The 18,411-nt window shown below is 63.0% G+C and carries 13 protein-coding genes; 11 read left to right on the top strand and 2 right to left on the bottom strand.

Features of this window, described 5'->3' with window-relative positions; all coding sequences use genetic code 11:
* Window positions 1-47: 47 nt before the first annotated feature.
* Both bamE and ACF8MI_RS13280 read left to right on the top strand, forming a co-directional pair.
* Complete coding sequence (gene bamE / locus ACF8MI_RS13285; RefSeq protein ID WP_003249234.1) at window positions 48-302, top strand: outer membrane protein assembly factor BamE; 255 nt, start codon at window positions 48-50, stop codon at window positions 300-302.
* The gene (locus tag ACF8MI_RS13280) at window positions 299-871 is read left to right on the top strand and encodes a lipocalin family protein (RefSeq protein WP_060500646.1); all 573 of its coding nucleotides are present in this window, start codon (window positions 299-301) and stop codon (window positions 869-871) included. The genes bamE and ACF8MI_RS13280 overlap by 4 nt, the downstream gene beginning before the upstream one ends.
* A gap of 109 nt (window positions 872-980) precedes the next feature.
* Here the strand turns inward: ACF8MI_RS13280 and ACF8MI_RS13275 are convergent, their stop codons facing one another.
* Window positions 981-2,345 carry a formimidoylglutamate deiminase gene (locus ACF8MI_RS13275; protein ID WP_156866827.1) on the bottom strand — a complete coding sequence of 455 codons (1,365 nt, stop codon included), beginning with the start codon at window positions 2,343-2,345 and terminating at the stop codon, window positions 981-983.
* Between the two features lie 142 nt (window positions 2,346-2,487).
* Between ACF8MI_RS13275 and hutC the strand changes: the two genes are divergently transcribed.
* The 7 genes from hutC (at window position 2,488) to hutG (ending at window position 11,071) form a co-directional block, all read left to right on the top strand.
* Window positions 2,488-3,198, top strand: coding sequence for a histidine utilization repressor (hutC, locus tag ACF8MI_RS13270; RefSeq protein WP_156866887.1), 711 nt, complete (start codon window positions 2,488-2,490; stop codon window positions 3,196-3,198).
* Complete coding sequence (locus ACF8MI_RS13265) at window positions 3,195-3,767, top strand: HutD family protein (protein WP_200928865.1); 573 nt, start codon at window positions 3,195-3,197, stop codon at window positions 3,765-3,767. Before hutC ends, ACF8MI_RS13265 begins: the two co-directional genes overlap by 4 nt.
* Window positions 3,768-4,160: 393 nt before the next feature.
* Window positions 4,161-5,834 (top strand): urocanate hydratase, encoded by a 1,674-nt coding sequence (hutU, locus tag ACF8MI_RS13260; protein ID WP_104833819.1) that lies wholly within the window; start codon window positions 4,161-4,163, stop codon window positions 5,832-5,834.
* 108 nt (window positions 5,835-5,942) lie between these two features.
* Complete coding sequence (hutH, locus tag ACF8MI_RS13255; RefSeq protein WP_104833820.1) at window positions 5,943-7,475, top strand: histidine ammonia-lyase; 1,533 nt, start codon at window positions 5,943-5,945, stop codon at window positions 7,473-7,475.
* Between the two features lie 157 nt (window positions 7,476-7,632).
* Window positions 7,633-9,036 (top strand): amino acid permease, encoded by a 1,404-nt coding sequence (locus ACF8MI_RS13250; RefSeq protein ID WP_060500633.1) that lies wholly within the window; start codon window positions 7,633-7,635, stop codon window positions 9,034-9,036.
* Window positions 9,037-9,051: 15 nt separating this feature from the next.
* Entirely contained in the window at window positions 9,052-10,257 is a 1,206-nt protein-coding gene (gene hutI / locus ACF8MI_RS13245) for an imidazolonepropionase (protein WP_060500631.1), read from the top strand.
* 10 nt (window positions 10,258-10,267) lie between these two features.
* A complete protein-coding gene (hutG, locus tag ACF8MI_RS13240; protein ID WP_164525161.1) occupies window positions 10,268-11,071 on the top strand; it encodes an N-formylglutamate deformylase in 804 nt (267 codons plus the stop codon).
* Window positions 11,072-11,133: 62 nt separating this feature from the next.
* Here hutG and ACF8MI_RS13235 read toward each other — a convergent pair whose 3' ends face one another.
* Window positions 11,134-16,623 carry a dermonecrotic toxin domain-containing protein gene (locus ACF8MI_RS13235; RefSeq protein WP_233458200.1) on the bottom strand — a complete coding sequence of 1,830 codons (5,490 nt, stop codon included), beginning with the start codon at window positions 16,621-16,623 and terminating at the stop codon, window positions 11,134-11,136.
* Window positions 16,624-16,791: 168 nt separating this feature from the next.
* Between ACF8MI_RS13235 and pip the strand changes: the two genes are divergently transcribed.
* Window positions 16,792-17,763 carry a prolyl aminopeptidase gene (pip, locus tag ACF8MI_RS13230; protein ID WP_104833822.1) on the top strand — a complete coding sequence of 324 codons (972 nt, stop codon included), beginning with the start codon at window positions 16,792-16,794 and terminating at the stop codon, window positions 17,761-17,763.
* Window positions 17,760-18,197 (top strand): D-aminoacyl-tRNA deacylase, encoded by a 438-nt coding sequence (gene dtd / locus ACF8MI_RS13225; protein ID WP_200928864.1) that lies wholly within the window; start codon window positions 17,760-17,762, stop codon window positions 18,195-18,197. The genes pip and dtd overlap by 4 nt, the downstream gene beginning before the upstream one ends.
* The last annotated feature ends 214 nt before the right edge of the window (window positions 18,198-18,411 follow it).

Genomic DNA, 18,411 nt, shown 5'->3' with positions numbered 1-18,411 from the left:
GTCACTGCAGGCCACTCGCCTGTATCCCCTCTCCAGGAGTGTCCTTCATGTCGTTGCGTTCCCTCGCCCTGTTGTCGCTGTGCGTCGTCCTGACTGCCTGCAGCAAGATCAACCAGGAAAACTATTCCAAGATCAAGGCCGGTATGAACAAGGCCGAGGTCGAGCAGTTGCTCGGCACGCCGACCGAGTGCTCTGGCGCGCTGGGCATGAGCAGCTGCACCTGGGGGGACGAGAAGAGCTTCATCAGCGTGCAGTACGCAGCTGACAAGGTGCTGATGTATTCAGGGCAGGGTCTCAAATGAGGCGTGCGTACCTGCTGATGGGGGTATGCCTGGCGTTGCTGCTGGGCGGTTGTGCAGGCTCCGTGCACGACCCGCTGGCGCCGAAAACCGCCGGCAATGTCGACCTCAAGCGCTATCAGGGCAAATGGTTCGAGCTGGCACGCCTGCCTATGCGCTACCAGACCGGTTGCGAGCAGTCCGAGGCGCACTACAACCTCAAGCCGGATGGCAGCTTTGGCGTGCTCAACCGCTGCCGCACCATGGGTGATGAATGGCTGCGTGCCGAGGGGCACGCCAGCATTCAGGAGCCGGGGCATACCGACAAGCTGTGGGTAGAGTTCGACAACTGGTTTACCAAGCTGGTGCCGGGCGTGGCTCGGGGCGAGTACTGGATTTTGTATGTGGATGAGCGTTACCGCACGGCGGTGGTCGGCAGCCCGGATCGCAAGCACCTGTGGATTCTGTCGCGTACGCCGACATTGCCGGCGTGGGAGCGCGAGAATCTGCTGTCCAAGGCACGACAGCAGGGGTATGACACCAGCCGGCTTATCTGGCGTGCGTCTGATCAGCAAATTGTAAAAATGCACTGATTTTTTGGGGTTGCTTTGCAACCCTTCGCGGGCAAGCCCGCTCCCACAGGTTATGCGCAAAACCCTGTGGGGCTTGCCCGAGAAGGGCTGCTAAGCAGCCCCAGTACACTCAACCCAAAAGCTGCCGCAGTACCTGAGCAAACGCCTGCGCGCTTTCCTCCTCCTGTGCATGCCGCCCCTGGCGCACTACCCACTGCCCATTCACCATCACATCCCGCACCTGGCGATCCCCACCCGCAAACAGCCAGCGGTTGAGAATGGCATCGCCATCCGCCAGGGCGATGTAAGGGTCGTGCCCGTCGAGCACCAGCCAGTCGGCACGCTTGCCCACGGCCAGCTCTCCAATTCCTTGCCCCAGCGCTTGCGCACCACCTGCCAGTGCCGCGTCATACAGCGTGCGCCCGACCATCGGTTGATCGCCGCGGTACAGGCGGTTTCGCCGCTGGTCACGCAGGCGCTGGCCGTATTCCAGCCAGCGCAGTTCTTCCACCACGCTCAGTGACACATGGCTGTCGGAACCAATGCCCATGCGCCCGCCCTGCGCCAAGTAGTCCACCGCCGGGAAAATCCCGTCACCCAGGTTGGCCTCGGTGGTGAGGCACAACCCGGCCACGGCACCGCTGCGGGCCATGGCGGTGACTTCATCCGGCTCGGCATGGGTGGCATGCACCAGGCACCAGCGGGGGTCGACCTCCACATGTTCGTACAGCCATTGCAGCGGGCGCAGGCCGCTCCAGGCCAGGCAGTCGTCCACTTCCTTCTGCTGCTCGGCGATATGGATATGCACCGGGCATTGCTTGTCGCTGGCCGCCAGCACGTCGGCGATCTGCCCAGGCGTTACCGCACGCAGCGAGTGGAAGCACAGGCCCAGCTGCTGTGCAGGCTGCGCGGCTAGGATCGGGGACAGTTGCGCCTGCAGTTGCAGGTACCCTTCGGTGGAATTGATGAAGCGCCGCTGCCCGTCGTTCGGTGCCTGGCCGCCGAACCCGGCGTGGCTGTACAGCACCGGCAGCAAGGTCAGGCCAATGCCGCTGTCGGCCGCAGCCGCGCTGATGCGGCGGGAAAGCTCGGCCGGGTCGGCGTAGGCCTTGCCGGCATTGTCATGGTGCACGTAATGAAACTCGGCTACCGAGGTGTAGCCGGCCTTGAGCATCTCGATGTACAGCTGACGGGCGATGACCTGCAGCTGGTCCGGGGTGATCTGCCCGACCAGGCGGTACATCAGGTCGCGCCATGTCCAGAAACTGTCGTTGGGGTTGCCGGCGACTTCCGCCAGGCCTGCCATGGCGCGCTGGAAGGCATGCGAGTGCAGGTTGGGCATGCCGGGCAGCAACGGACCGGCCAGGCGTTCAGCCCCTTCGGCCGAAGCGCCCGGCTCGATGCTGGCTACATGGCCATCGCTGGCGACCTCGATACGGACATGGCTGGCCCAGCCCGTTGGCAGCAGGGCGCGTTCGGCGAAGTAGGCGGACATCGGTGAAATCCTGTTATTGTTAACTTGTATATACATATACAGGCGTTTGCCTGCCGGGTAAACTGCGGCAAGCTACCGCTCATTCCATTGCAAAGGACTCAACGCCGTGCCGACACCTCCTGTCTCCGCGCTGGTTGCCCAGATGGGCGAGGGCCCGGCGCCGCTGTATGCCCGGGTCAAACAAATGATCGTCCAACAGATCGACAACGGCAGCTGGCCGCCACACCACCGGGTTCCCTCCGAGAGCGAACTGGTCAGCGAGCTGGGTTTCAGCCGCATGACCATCAACCGCGCCCTGCGCGAGCTGACGGCTGAAGGCCTGCTGGTGCGCATGCAAGGCGTGGGTACCTTCGTGGCTGAGCCCAAGGGCCGATCGGCGTTGTTCGAGGTCAACAACATTGCCGACGAAATTGCCGCGCGCGGCCATCAGCATAGCTGCCAGGTCATTACCCTTGCCGAAGAGGCCGCCGGCTCCGAACGGGCCCTGGCCTTGGACATGCGTGAAGGCCAGCGGGTGTTCCACTCGCTGATCGTGCATTTTGAAAACGGCGTGCCGGTGCAGATCGAGGACCGCTACGTCAACGCGGCCATTGCCCCTGACTACCTCAAGCAGGACTTCACCCGGCAGACGCCTTACGCCTACCTATCCCAAGTGGCGCCGCTGACCGAGGGCGAGCACGTGGTCGAGGCCATCCTGGCCGAACCGGACGAATGCACCCTGTTGCAGATCGAGCGGGGCGAGCCTTGCCTGCTGATTCGTCGCCGCACCTGGTCCGGCCGCCAGCCGGTGACCGCTGCACGGTTGATACACCCCGGTTCCCGTCATCGCCTGGAAGGACGTTTCAGTAAATGAGCCAACTGCAGTTGTTGCGTGCGCAGGATTACCCGCGCATGCCGTGGAAGAACGGTGGCGGTTTCACCGAAGAAATTACCCGCGACAGCGGTGAAGGGCTGGACGGTTTTGGCTGGCGCCTGTCGATTGCCGATATCGAGGAGTCGGGTGGCTTTTCCACGTTCGCCGGCTACCAGCGGATCATCACTGTGCTGCAGGGCGATGGCATGCGACTGCTGGTCGATGGCCAGGCCAGCCGACCGTTGTTGCCGTTGGATGCCTTTGCCTTCAGCGGCGAAAGCCAGGTCAGCTGCAAGCTATTGGGCGGGCCGATTCGCGATTTCAACCTGATCTATGCACCGCAGCGGTATCGGACGCGGTTGCAGTGGTTCGATGGCACCAGCCGGTTGTACAGCTCGGCGTCGACGGTGTTGTTGTTTGCGGCCAGTAGCCAGGTTGAGGTGACCATGGCAGGGCATGAGGTGCAGCGGTTGGGGCTGCATGACTGCCTGCGGCTGGAGGGCAATGACGAATTGCTTGGGCTGGAGGTTCAGGGGCGGTTCTGCCTGATCGAGTTGGTTGGGCGCTGAGGGTTCGCCAGTAGATTTTTGGCGCCTGTGAGATCGAGCGCCGCCCGCGCGGCGCATCGCGAGCTACGCTCGCTCCTACGTTTGTTTCGGGCCAGTAACGCCTGTCACAGGCGCGCGCGACCGCCTGGTTTGTACGACGCGATATTGCGCCTTGCGCCAAGGCGTACGCGCGCAAATCCCACAGGAATAATTGGCCAGAAACAAACGTAGGAGCGAGCGTAGCTCGCGATGCGCCGCGCGGGCGGCGCTCGATCTACGCACCACCACACACTCAAGTCAGGAACGGCAAGGTCCAATTATTTTGGTTGTCCATGCTTGTACATACAAGTAAAGGTGTGTTTGTATATTGACCACGACATACCCGCCCGCGGACGACCGCAGAGGACCTTTCCCGTGACCGACAACAACAAATACCGTGACGTTGAAATCCGTGCCCCACGTGGCAACAAGCTGACCGCCAAAAGCTGGCTGACCGAAGCGCCACTGCGCATGCTGATGAACAACCTCGACCCGCAGGTCGCGGAAAACCCGAAAGAACTGGTGGTGTACGGTGGTATCGGCCGCGCCGCCCGTAACTGGGAATGCTACGACAAGATCGTCGAAACCCTCACCCGCCTGGAAGACGACGAAACCCTGCTGGTGCAGTCGGGCAAGCCGGTCGGCGTGTTCAAGACCCACAGCAACGCCCCGCGCGTGCTGATCGCCAACTCCAACCTGGTGCCACACTGGGCCAACTGGGAACACTTCAACGAACTGGACGCCAAAGGCCTGGCCATGTATGGCCAGATGACCGCCGGCAGCTGGATCTACATCGGCAGCCAGGGCATCGTCCAGGGCACCTATGAAACCTTCGTCGAAGCCGGTCGCCAGCACTACGGCGGCAGCCTGAAAGGCAAGTGGGTACTCACCGCAGGCCTGGGCGGCATGGGCGGCGCCCAGCCACTGGCCGCTACCCTGGCCGGCGCCTGCTCGCTGAACATCGAATGCCAGCAGAGCCGCATCGACTTCCGCCTGGAAACCCGCTACGTCGACGAGCAGGCCACCGACCTTGACGACGCCCTGGCGCGCATCGCCAAGTACACCGCCGAAGGCAAGGCCATCTCCATCGCCCTGCACGGCAACGCTGCCGAAATCCTGCCAGAGCTGGTCAAGCGTGGCGTGCGCCCGGACATGGTCACCGACCAGACCAGCGCCCACGACCCACTGAACGGCTACCTGCCAGCCGGCTGGACCTGGGAACAGTACCGCGACCGTGCGCAGACCGAGCCGGCTGCCGTGGTCAAAGCCGCCAAGCAGTCGATGGCCGTGCACGTACAAGCCATGCTGGACTTCCAGAAACAAGGCATCCCGACCTTCGACTACGGCAACAACATCCGCCAGATGGCCAAGGAAGAGGGCGTGGCCAACGCCTTCGACTTCCCGGGCTTCGTGCCAGCCTACATCCGCCCGCTGTTCTGCCGTGGTATCGGCCCGTTCCGCTGGGCGGCGCTGTCTGGCGATGCCGAGGACATCTACAAGACCGACGCCAAGGTCAAGGAACTGATCCCCGACGACGCCCACCTGCACCGCTGGCTGGACATGGCCCGCGAGCGCATCAGCTTCCAGGGCCTGCCGGCACGTATCTGCTGGGTTGGCCTGGGCCTGCGCGCCAAGCTGGGCCTGGCGTTCAACGAAATGGTCCGCAGCGGCGAGCTGTCGGCACCGGTGGTGATCGGCCGTGACCACCTGGACTCGGGTTCGGTCTCCAGCCCTAACCGCGAAACCGAAGCCATGCGTGATGGCTCGGACGCTGTTTCCGACTGGCCGCTGCTCAACGCCCTGCTGAACACCGCAGGCGGCGCCACCTGGGTGTCGCTGCACCACGGCGGTGGCGTGGGCATGGGCTTCTCGCAGCACTCGGGCATGGTCATCGTCTGCGACGGTACCGACGAAGCCGCCGAGCGTATCGCCCGCGTGCTGACCAACGACCCGGGGACTGGCGTGATGCGCCACGCCGATGCCGGTTACGACATCGCCATCGACTGTGCCAAGGAGCAGGGCCTGGACCTGCCGATGATCACTGGGTGATCGCCACGCTTTGGATCACACCCCACAAGGGGTGATACTGAACAACAAGAAGGAGCGCGCAGGCACCGAAAAACGGGCCTGCGGCTCCACGCGATTTGGAGTAGCAACGTGACCGAACTCACCCTCAAGCCTGGCACCCTGACCCTGGCCCAGCTGCGCGCGATCCACGCCGCGCCCGTGCGCCTGCAACTGGATGCCAGCGCCGCGCCGGCCATCGACGCCAGCGTTGCCTGTGTCGAGCAGATCATTGCCGAAGACCGTACCGCCTACGGCATCAACACCGGTTTCGGCCTGCTGGCCTCGACCCGCATCGCCAGCCACGACCTGGAAAACCTGCAGCGCTCGCTGGTGCTGTCGCACGCCGCCGGTGTTGGCGCGCCGCTGGATGACGACCTGGTGCGCCTGATCATGGTGCTGAAAATCAACAGCCTCAGCCGTGGTTTCTCCGGCATTCGCCGCAAGGTCATCGACGCGCTGATCGCCCTGGTCAACGCCGAAGTCTACCCGCACATCCCGCTGAAAGGCTCGGTGGGCGCATCCGGTGACCTGGCGCCGCTGGCGCACATGTCGCTGGTGCTGCTGGGCGAAGGCAAGGCCCGCTACAAAGGCCAGTGGCTGTCGGCCACCGAAGCCCTGGCGGTTGCCGGCCTCGAACCACTGACCCTGGCCGCCAAAGAGGGCCTGGCCCTGCTCAACGGTACCCAGGCCTCCACTGCCTACGCCCTGCGCGGTCTGTTCCAGGGTGAAGACCTGTACGCTGCTGCCATCGCCTGCGGTGGCCTGAGCGTCGAAGCGGCATTGGGCTCGCGTTCGCCGTTCGATGCGCGTATCCACGAAGTGCGTGGCCAGCGCGGCCAGATCGACACCGCCGCCTGCTTCCGCGACCTGCTGGGCGATTCCAGTGAAGTGTCGCTGTCGCACAAGAACTGCGACAAGGTCCAGGACCCTTACTCCTTGCGCTGCCAGCCGCAGGTCATGGGCGCCTGCCTCACCCAGCTGCGCCAGGCTGCCGAAGTGCTGGGCATCGAAGCCAACGCCGTGTCCGACAACCCGCTGGTGTTCGCCGCCGAAGGTGATGTGATTTCCGGTGGTAACTTCCACGCTGAGCCGGTGGCCATGGCTGCCGACAACATTGCCCTGGCCATCGCCGAAATCGGCTCGCTCAGCGAGCGCCGCATCTCGCTGATGATGGACAAGCACATGTCCCAGCTGCCGCCGTTCCTGGTGGAAAACGGCGGGGTCAACTCCGGTTTCATGATTGCCCAGGTGACCGCTGCCGCCCTGGCCAGCGAAAACAAGGCCCTGTCGCACCCGCACAGCGTCGACAGCCTGCCGACTTCGGCCAACCAGGAAGACCACGTGTCGATGGCCCCGGCTGCCGGCAAGCGCCTGTGGGAAATGGCTGAAAACACCCGTGGCGTGCTGGCCATCGAATGGCTGGGCGCCTGCCAGGGCCTGGACCTGCGCAAAGGCCTGAAGACTTCCACGAAGCTGGAGCAGGCGCGCAAGGCGCTGCGCAGCGAAGTGCCGCACTATGACCGTGACCGTTTCTTCGCGCCAGACATCGAAAAGGCCGTGGAACTGTTGGCCAAGGGGAGCCTGACCGGTTTGCTGCCGGCGGGTGTGCTGCCAAGCCTGTAATGCCCCCAGGGGCCGCTGTGCGGCCCATCGCCGGCAAGCCGGCTCCCACAGTTGCAGATGCGACACACCGTCTCTGTGGGAGCCGGCTTGCCGGCGATTGGGCTGCAAGGCAGCCCCCTTCGATCTCACGACCACAAAAACAATTTAAGGACGTGACATGCAACAAGCTCAAGGTCTCAAGCGCGGGCTGAGTGCCCGCCACATCCGTTTCATGGCCCTCGGTTCTGCCATCGGCACCGGGCTGTTCTACGGTTCCGCCTCAGCCATCCAGATGGCCGGCCCGGCCGTGCTGCTGGCCTACCTGATCGGCGGCGCTGCCGTATTCATGGTCATGCGCGCCCTCGGCGAAATGGCCGTGCACAACCCGGTGGCTGGCTCTTTCGGCCACTACGCCAGCACCTACCTCGGCCCCATGGCCGGCTTCATCCTCGGCTGGACCTACGCCTTCGAAATGGTCATCGTCGCCATCGCCGACGTCACCGCCTTCGGTATCTACATGGGCTTCTGGTTCCCGGAAGTGGCACGCTGGATCTGGGTGCTGGGCATCGTCTTCCTGATCGGCGGCCTCAACCTGTGCAACGTCAAGGTATTTGGCGAGATGGAATTCTGGCTGTCGCTGCTCAAGGTCGGCGCCATCGTGGCGATGATCCTGGCCGGCCTCGGCATCATGGCTTTCGGCTTCAGCCAGGTGGGTACCGGGCATGCCGTCGGCGTCAGCAACTTGTTCGACCACGGCGGCTTCATGCCTAACGGTGTGGGTGGCCTGATCGCGTCGTTTGCCGTGGTGATGTTCGCCTTCGGCGGCATCGAGATCATTGGCGTCACCGCTGGTGAGGCCAAGGACCCGCAGCGCGTCATTCCCAAGGCGATCAACGCCGTGCCGCTGCGCATTCTGCTGTTCTACGTACTCACCCTGTTCGTGCTGATGTGCCTGTACCCATGGCCGCAGATCGGCAGCCAAGGTAGCCCGTTCGTGCAGATCTTCAGCAACCTGGGCATTGGCTCTGCCGCCGCCGTGCTGAACATCGTGGTGATTTCTGCAGCCATCTCGGCCATCAACAGCGACATCTTTGGCGCCGGCCGCATGATGTATGGCCTGGCCCATCAAGGCCATGCGCCACGCAGCTTCGGCAAACTGTCGAAACATGGCGTGCCGTGGATGACCGTGGTGGTGATGGGCGCTGCACTGCTGATCGGCGTGCTGCTCAACTACCTGATCCCGGAAAACGTGTTCCTGCTCATCGCGTCCATTGCCACCTTTGCCACTGTATGGGTGTGGCTGATGATCCTGCTTACCCAGGTGGCCATGCGCCGCAGCATGAGCCGTGAGGAAGTGGCCCAACTCAAGTTCCCGGTACCGTTCTGGCCCTACGGCCCGGCCATGGCCATCGCGTTCATGGTGTTCATCTTTGGTGTGCTCGGCTACTTCCCGGACACCCAGGCGGCTTTGATCGTCGGCGTGGTCTGGGTGGTGTTCCTGGTGGCGTCCTACCTGCTGTGGTGCAAGCCGCGTGCAGGGCAGGGCAAGCCGGCAGCAGAGCCCGTCGAGCTGCACCGTTAGTAAAGGAGATTATGCATGAGAACCCTCTGGCAGCATTGCCATGTGGCAACCATGGCCGAGGGCCGTTATTCGGCCATCGAGGACGCGGCCATCGTCACCTGTGCCGGGCTGATCGAGTGGATCGGCCCGCGCGCCGAACTGGCGCCGGTCGATGCTGACCGCACGGTGGACCTGGACGGCGCCTGGGTCACCCCGGGGCTGATCGACTGCCACACCCACGCGGTGTTCGGTGGTAACCGCAGCGGTGAGTTCGAGCAGCGCCTGCAGGGCGTGAGCTATGCCGAAATCGCTGCCCAGGGCGGCGGTATCGCCAGCACCGTGCGGGCTACCCGTGCCGCCAGCGAAGACGAGCTGTTCGCCAGTGCTCGCCAGCGGGTTCAGGCGCTGATGCGCGATGGCGTGACCATGATCGAGGTCAAGTCCGGCTACGGCCTGGACCTGGCCAACGAACGCAAGATGCTGCGCGTGGCCCGGCGCCTGGCCGACGAACTGCCGCTGGCGGTGCGCGCCACCTGTCTGGCCGCGCACGCCTTGCCGCCGGAATACGCCGGCCGGCCCGACGACTACATCGCGCACATCTGTGACGAGATGCTGCCGGCCCTGGCTGCCGAGGGCCTGGTGGACGCCGTGGATGCATTCTGCGAACACCTGGCGTTTTCCCCGGCCCAGGTCGAGCGGCTGTTCATCAAGGCACGCGAACTGGGCCTGCCGGTCAAGCTGCACGCCGAACAATTGTCGTCGCTGCACGGCTCCAGCCTGGCAGCGCGTTACCAGGCACTGTCGGCCGACCACCTGGAGTTCATGACCGAGGAAGACGCCATTGCCATGGCCGCAGCCGGCACCGTCGCCGTGCTGCTGCCGGGCGCCTTCTATTTCCTGCGTGAAACCCAGCTGCCACCGATGGAGGCCTTGCGCCGCCACGGGGTGAAGATTGCCCTGGCCAGCGACCTCAACCCCGGCACTTCGCCAGGGTTGTCGCTGCGGCTGATGTTGAACATGGGCTGCACCTGTTTCCGCATGACGCCAGAAGAAGCCTTGGCTGGCGTCACCGTGCATGCCGCCACGGCGCTGGGCCTTGGCGACAGCCACGGCTCGCTGGAAGTGGGCAAGGTAGCCGACTTCGTCGCCTGGCAAATCGAACGCCCCGCCGACCTGGCCTACTGGCTGGGTGGCGACCTGCTCAAGCGCGTGGTGCGCAAGGGCCACGAAATTTCCCACTAAGCGAGGCACGATGGACAAGGTACTGAGTTTTCATCAAGGCCACCTGCCGCTGCTGATCAGCATGCCGCATGCCGGCCTGCGCCTGAGCGACGCCGTGCGCGATGGCCTGGTCGATGAGGCGCGCAGCTTGCCGGACACCGACTGGCACATCCCGCAGCTGTACGACTTCGCCCGCGACATGGGCGCCAGCGTGGTAGCTGCAGAGTACTCGCGCTTCGTCATCGACCTGAACCGCCCGGATGACGACAAGCCGCTGTACGCCGGCGCCACCACTGGCCTGTACCCGGCCACGTTGTTTGAAGGCGAACCGCTGTTCAAAGAGGGGCTGGCGCCGTCTGGCGAAGAACGCAAGCGCTACCTGGAGCAGATCTGGCGCCCGTATCACGGCACGCTTCGCCGTGAACTGGAGCGCTTGCGCGAACAGTTTGGTTATGCACTGCTGTGGGATGCCCACTCGATCCGCTCGCGCATCCCGCACCTGTTCGATGGCAAGTTACCGGACTTCAACCTAGGTACCTTCAATGGCGCCAGCTGCGATCCGCTGCTGGCCGAGCGGTTGAAGGGCGTATGTGCCGAAGCCCAAAACTACAGCCATGTACTCAATGGCCGCTTCAAGGGTGGGCACATCACCCGGTATTACGGCGACCCGGCCAACCACATCCATGCCGTCCAACTGGAGCTGGCGCAGTGCACCTACATGAATGAGACCGAGCCATTTGCCTACCGCGAAGACCTGGCGCAACCGACTCAGCAGGTATTGACGCAGCTTTTGCAGGCACTGCTGGATTGGGGCAAGGCGCAGTATGGGCGTTGAAGTTCGCCCGTGAAGGTGGCGACGCGCTGCGGGCAATGCGCGTCGCCAGTTGCAGGGAGTGATCAGCTGTTAATCTGCGCTATCGTGAGCTCACGCAACAGTTCCTGCTCCTCCAGATTTTTATCGTTTTGCAATCTCTGCTGCAGGCTCAATTCCTCCTCAAGTGAGTGGTCCTTGCTGGCCAGTTCAAGCACATGCTGTCGGAAGCGTGCCTCTACTTGTGCAAAGCGGTCGGCATGCTCGGCTCTCAGGCGTGCAACCCAGTCCGTGTTCGCCAGCATGTAGTCGACCAGGGGATCGCCCAGTTCACTTTTGCGCACCTTTTCCAGCACCTGCGACAGTTCATCCGGCGCCAGGTTTGCGGCACTTCGAAAACGCATGCTGTCGGCCAGTGGAAGGTCGAGCTCCCTGGCCAGTTCGCGGCGGTAGGCCAGTCGCACCGAAACCCTGTCGCCCGAGCCGGATCGCTGCTGGGCCAGTAGTTCCAGCTGCTCGACCCTGAACAGCTGCAACAGGCGCCTGCGCAACGTTTGCAGGGTATCGCCAGCCTCGATCATCAGGCGCTGTCCCATCAGGTACAACTCGATATTGTTGAACTCCTGCAGGGCACCATCGTGGCAAGTCTGCGAGCCGGTTTCCGGGTGAGGCAATGCGGCCGCGGCGATACTCTCCATCAACGGGCGCTCAGCTTCGTTGCTGGCGGCCACAACCAGCACCATGCGCACCCGCTCGCAGAAGCTGGCTTGCGAGGTCGGGTCCATATAGGGCGCAGCATTGCGCAAACGGCCTGCCAGGCGCAGCAGATCACTGCCTTCGAGCATTTCCCAGCAGTCGCGCAAGGCCTCGTTCTGGGCCTCGTTACCCAGCATCCAGTCTTCGAGCCTGGGCGTATCGTCGCTCATCAGAGGGAAGTGAGGATGGTCGAGTGATCCTTCGCTCGAAGAATTGACAAGCAACAGGTTGTCCGGGATGTCCAGCGCAAAGGAAAAACTGTGCTGGCTGTCCGAGAATGCGCGGACACGCATGATGGTCTCAAGGGGCAATGGATTGTCGAACAGCGAGATCGACGAAATCGGCATGGGATTGTTCAGGTTCGAGAGAATGTGCTCGGGCAATTGGGTAATGCGGTTGTTACTCAAGTCCAGCAGTTCCAGCGGCAGCAAGCTGTCGCACCAGCTGGGCCAGGCTTGCAGGTTCATGTTGGTCAGCGCAAGTGATTGCAGGTTGCTGGACAGCCGTGCGGGTACTTGGCTGATGGTACCGACGTGGTTACCGGACAAGTCCAGTGACGTCAGGTGTTCCAGGCCCGCGAAGACTTCCAGCATGGCCTGGTCGACGGCCAGCCCCATGTTGCGAAACTCCAGATAGTTGAGTTGGGGAAGGCGCGCCAAGGCAGAGGCCAGTGAGGAAGTGGCCGCCTGATGTGCATCGATGGTCAGCCGGGTGACATTGGGGAAGCGGCTGAGCAGGTCTTCGAGTTGCGACGCGGTGCCGATGGTGCGGGTCAGGACGAGTGCCTGAACCCGCTCATCAAAGAATGCTGGAAGCCGCCTGGGGAACTGATCGACAGCCACGTCCTCCAGTTGCAGGCGCAGGTATCGCTGGCCCTGCTCCTGTTGCTCCCAGAACTGGCTGATCGCTGCCTGAATGCGCTGCCTGTCCGCCAGCGCGGCCTGGGTCAGCGGGTTGCTGGAACTGGACGCCTGGGCCCAGCCTTCGATCGCGTCGCGCATCTGCTGGCGCTCATCGCGAATGCGTGCAAGCCGGCCTGTCAACTCTGCAGGCACATCCACGGTAATACCGGCTGTCTCGGTCCGCTCGTTCAGCAGCAAACGCTGTAAATGGGTTTCGTTGACAGGGTTGCCTTCGAGTGCGATCACCGTCGGGTTGGGCAGTGCGTCGGCTTCATTGAGCAGGAATGATGGCAATGACCTGAGGTTGTTGTTGCGCATGGACAGGCGGGCGATACGCCCCAGGGCATCACTGCCAATCCCGATCGGCCACTGTGCCAGTTGCATGTGATCCAGGCCCAGAAAATCCAGGGACAGTTCATGGAAGCTTGGGCTATTGTTCGGGGCCAGGCGATTGCCACTCAGGTCCAGGTACCTCAACTGGCGAAGCCCCGCCAACAGGTTGAGTTCATTTTCGGAGAACGGCAGGTTCTGGTTGGTGAGCACCAGCCGTTGCAGCTCGGGCAGGATCTGGGTGATGGAAGGGACACTGAGCAGAAAGAAAGAAGGTGTAGACCTGGGGTTATAGGGCCGGCTGATTTCCAGTGATTCGAGCTGCGGCATCTGCCTGAGCAGGCGTTGTAGCAAGCGTTCGTGCTGTGCCCAGCCGGAGAGGCTGCCTGACGGTAGATCGAGCAGGCTCAGGCTGCGCACGCGATTGGTGAAGAAATCGGGCAGGGTGAGAGGGATATCGGCCAAGGGGACGCGGGTAACACGCAGCTCGGCCGTGTGCTGGGTGTCATCCGCCAGGGCGGTGTCATACCAGTGTTGCATGATCGACTCGTGCAGGCCGTTGTGGTCGCGTGCAGCCTGCGCTGTCTCGGGTGAAATGCCCTCGCTCCAGTCCGCCAGCCTGCTTTGCAGTTCATTGCGCTGCTCCAGCAGCACCTGCAGATGCTCGAGAATCTGTACTTGCGTGCGGCCACCACTGGCAAGCGAAAGCAGTATCTGGTCCGCCGATAGCCCGGTATGTTCAACGAGTCCTGTTGCTTCGACCGCGTCGATCAGGCGCTGGCGGGTAACGCCTTGTGTTGCCTGGCGGCCCCCACTCAGCGGATAGCCCAGGCGCCCATCGGCCAAGCGCATGGGCGAACGGTAGCCGGGACGAACCGGTTGCATGCCCAGTATCGTCCTCATGGTCGAACGGGGCAGTAGGGGGCTTTCCTGTACCAGGCGCTTCAGCGCTAGCTGATCTGCGACGCCCAACTGCGTCATGGCCTCAGGCAGCGCCTGGTACAACGCGGCATAAAGGTCTGGGTATGCTGTTACCGCTGCATTGGGGCGGCTTTCATCGTGCACGATGTAGCCTGCCCCTGCATGGGTGATGGTCGGGTAGGGCCGCGTGTCCTGCGGGCCGATACGCTGCTCCTGGGCAGGCCAGGACATGCGCTGGAGCATCTGCAGTTTTGTTTCCGCGGGCCAGCCTGGCAGGCGCTCAAGCGTGTGCATGATCAGTCGGTCGCTGTCCCAGTTTGGCACACACGACAGGTATATCCCTTCGCGGGCGCGTGCAAGGCGGATGTGTTGCTGGTAGACGCGGATCTCCTCGCCAAGGCGCATGGGAACTTTGCCGCTGCCGAGCATTTGCCGTTCGCTGGCGTTGGCGCCGCGCTCCAGCTCAGCGATTATGGCGACTGGCAGGTTCGGATATACCCGCCGGATGGTCTCAGCTTCCGGCGGCAGTTCGCTCGATACGCGGGCGTAAGCCCGGGAAAACTCGGCTGGCCAGCTGCTTGCGTCCGGCGACCGGCGGATCGTTTCGTCCAGCTTGAAGCGTTGCAGCGTGTCTTCCAGCAAGGCCGGCAGCCGCTGGTTCTCGGCCAAAGCCCGACGCAGTACGTCTTCGTGGGTGTCGCTCACCGCAATTACTCGTTGCAACGTCGGTTCGTCGAATTGGGCATTCAAGTGACCGATGCGGCGCAGCAGTGCGATGCCCGACCAGCTCAGCGGCTTGTCCGTTACCTGCAGCCACGCCCCGGCGCCATTGTGCCGCAGTGGTGGCTCGTACCCGCCTGCCTTGGCGGGGTGCTCAATGCTGTAGGTGCCGGTGTCGGCATTCCATTTGAGTGAAAATGTCTTGCCTTCGAGGCGTAGCCAGATCTTGCCATCCTGACGGTACAGCCCAAGCCCATCGGGGCTGGCGTTTGATGGGAGCGTGACGTCTTGTTCGAAGGGGGTCAGGTCCTGGTTCCACAGGCGTGTGCTGCCATCCGGTAGCTCGACTTCCACCAGCTCTTCGATGAAGGAGGGTGTCGTCACCGCAACATTTTCTACCTCCGGCCCTTCCAGCGCACCGGCACCTTCACTACCTGACAGGCTTCCAGCTGCTTTGGCTGCTGCGGCCAAAGCGGCCATGATTGCCACGTTCTCAATGACATCGACCATGTAGGTGAACGCCATGTCGCGTTCGTCGTTCTTCCAGGCCTCGATGCCTTCGTATACCTCGTAAGCGAGTTGGGTCACGCAGACGGCAAGCATCAACTCGCCCAGTCCAGGCACGAAGAAACCGGCGATGTTCAGGCCCGTCAGCACACGACTGGCGATCAGCTCCCGGTGAGCCTGGGCGGTGCGCCGGTCGACGATATCGGTTGGAGTTGCGTGGAACAGAACATCCTTTTCATGCCGTTCGGCTTTCTGGAAGGCCATGACGCCCTGGAACGCGTGGCTGAATGGCTTTTTAACCGGATACAGGGCGGCATGCGGGTCGGGGACACGCTCACGTACCCCGCGAACGCTCCACGCGATGGGCGTGAGACGGTCCTTGAGACGAGTGATCGTCGATGCCTTGTCGCGGTCGGCGATGTGCTTGTCCAGGTAACTGATGTTGGCCTGAAGCCTGTCGCGCAAGTCGGCCTGCAAAGCCTCCAGGGTTGTAAATTCCTTGAGGGGCTCTGCGCTGTCCTCCGGGATGTACAGTGCCACGGCCTGATGACCTGCGGCGCGCATGGTGATCAGCACAACCCCGGTCAGCTCCGCTTCCCACAAGTCGAGAAAGCTGAACGTTACGGGCGAGGATGCCGATAGCGGCTGGTCTACGGGGACTGCAAGGGCTGCGGTGTACAGCGCCTCGCTGATATCGCCTTTGAGGCGGGCGAAATGCAAAGACTGCCGGAAGGCCGAAACCTCTGCTTGCTCCAGGGTCTGGTAAACGGACTGCCTGGCTTCATCCGCGCTGCGCTGCGCGCCCGGAGGGTAATAGATCGCATGCACCAGGTCATGGTACTTGCCACCGATGTCCAGCGTGCGGCACAGGTCGGCGAAGGCTTCGGCGTTGATATCCACTGCATTGCGGATCGGGACGGTGCCCATGAAGCGCCGATGATCGAGGATGACGGACTTCTTCAGCAGCGCCTTGGGCGCGTCCATGCCTTGCTCGGCAGCGGCGTCCTGGTCAAAGTTGTGTAGGGCGCTTTGCAGCAGAGAGCGGGTGGCCTGGTTTACGGCCATGCGCGCGTCGCTTGCGTTGGTCGAGTCGATCAGGCGGGCATCGACCAGGTACGTGTTGTGCACATCCAGGTCGAGGCCGAATCGCTGCTTGATGGCTTCAGTCAGGGCCTGGGCGGCGTAGGCTTGCAGGTCAGGTAGCTGTTCGAACAGTTTCTGCACCTGTGCCTGGTGTTCGCGGTGACGGGCATGTTCTTCCTGCCATGCCTTGGCGATTTTCGGTAGCCGCTGGATCGCTGTGGCCAGCCAGGCTGGAGCCTGCTGCCCGTTGCGCATGGCGCGATGAACCTCTGGCGGGGCGTGCCTGAGCCAATTGGGGATCTTGCGCTCGATGGTGGTGTAATGAACACTAGGCGACGTGGTGGCTGAGGTTGGCATGGTGGGCCCTTGCTAGGTATGGGACAAGGGACTATCGGGGGGCTGCCTGGCCTGCTGGAGGTAAATATGTGTGCCCGGTTTGTGGCCGTACCCTAGAGGACGGTGCTCTAAGCGCAATTCAGGTTTATGATGCCCAACGGCAGTCAATATCCTCACACGGAGTGCGCAATGCAGACCCTCTACCCGCAGATCAAACCCTACGCCCGGCACGATCTGGCCGTGGAAGCGCCGCATGTGCTGTATGTCGACGAAAGCGGCTCGCCCGAAGGTCTGCCGGTGGTGTTCATCCACGGCGGCCCGGGCGCCGGTTGCGACGCCCAGAGCCGTTGCTACTTCGACCCCACGCTGTACCGCATCATCACCTTCGACCAGCGCGGCTGTGGCCGCTCCACGCCACACGCGAGCCTGGAGAACAACACCACCTGGCACCTGGTCGAGGACCTGGAGCGCATTCGTGAGCACCTGGGTATCGACAAGTGGGTGCTGTTCGGCGGTTCCTGGGGCTCCACCCTGGCCCTGGCCTATGCCCAGACCCACCCCGAGCGCGTGCATGGGTTGATCCTGCGCGGCATCTTCCTGTGCCGGCCGCAGGAGATCGAGTGGTTCTACCAGGAAGGCGCCAGCCGAATGTTCCCGGACTACTGGCAGGACTACATCGCGCCAATTCCGTCGGAAGAGCGCGGCGATCTGGTCAAGGCTTTCCACAAGCGCCTGACCGGAAATGACCAGATTGCCCAGATGCACGCCGCCAAGGCCTGGTCCACCTGGGAAGGCCGCACGGCCACCCTGCGCCCCAACCCGCTGGTGGTCGATCGCTTCTCCGAGCCGCAACGTGCGCTGTCGATCGCCCGCATCGAATGCCACTACTTCATGAACAATGCCTTCCTCGAGCCGGACCAGCTGATCCGCGACCTGCCGAAAATCGCCCACCTGCCGGCGGTTATCGTGCACGGCCGCTACGACGTGATCTGCCCGCTGGACAACGCCTGGGCACTGCACCAGGCCTGGCCGAACAGCGAGCTGAAAGTCATCCGCGACGCCGGCCACGCGGCTTCCGAGCCGGGTATTACCGATGCCCTGGTGCGTGCGGCCGACCAGATGGCCCGGCGCCTGCTCGACCTGCCGCTGGAAGAAGCATGAGGGGCCTGCTCCAGCGCGTGCGGGGTGCGCGGGTTGAAGTGGCGGGCGAGGTGGTCGGCGCCATCGACCAGGGTTTGCTGGTGCTGGTGGCCGTCGAGCCTGAAGATTCCCGTGAACAGGCCGATAAGCTGTTGCACAAGCTGTTGAACTACCGTGTGTTCAGCGACGAGCAGGGCAAGATGAACCTGTCGCTCAAGGATGTCGGTGGCGGTTTGTTGCTGGTGTCGCAGTTCACCTTGGCGGCGGACACCCGCAACGGCATGCGCCCGAGCTTCTCGACGGCAGCGCCACCGGCCCTCGGCGCCGAGTTGTTCGGCTATCTTTTGCAGCAGGCAAACGCGCAGCACACCGACGTGGCCAGTGGCCGCTTCGGTGCGGATATGCAGGTGCACCTGGTCAATGATGGCCCCGTAACATTTATGTTACAAATGTGAACTCAAAAAACCCTTTGTTTATGGGAAAACAAGGGGTTTTGTACGATAAATAGTTGTTCCAGCCTGATGCGTTGTCACGCGACCTGCTGGATAATCGCGCGCTGCATGGACCTGCGTTCGCAGGTTCGTTTCACTCTGACTCGAGCATTGTCTGGATCCGTTTGGGGAATCATTACGCCCTCACGGGGTCCGAACAGTGCTCGCCAACCCGGCA

This window comes from Pseudomonas sp. yb_9, from assembly GCF_043103635.1.
Taxonomy (GTDB): Bacteria; Pseudomonadota; Gammaproteobacteria; order Pseudomonadales; family Pseudomonadaceae; genus Aquipseudomonas; species Aquipseudomonas monteilii.
This window is presented reverse-complemented; position numbering and strand designations above follow the sequence as displayed.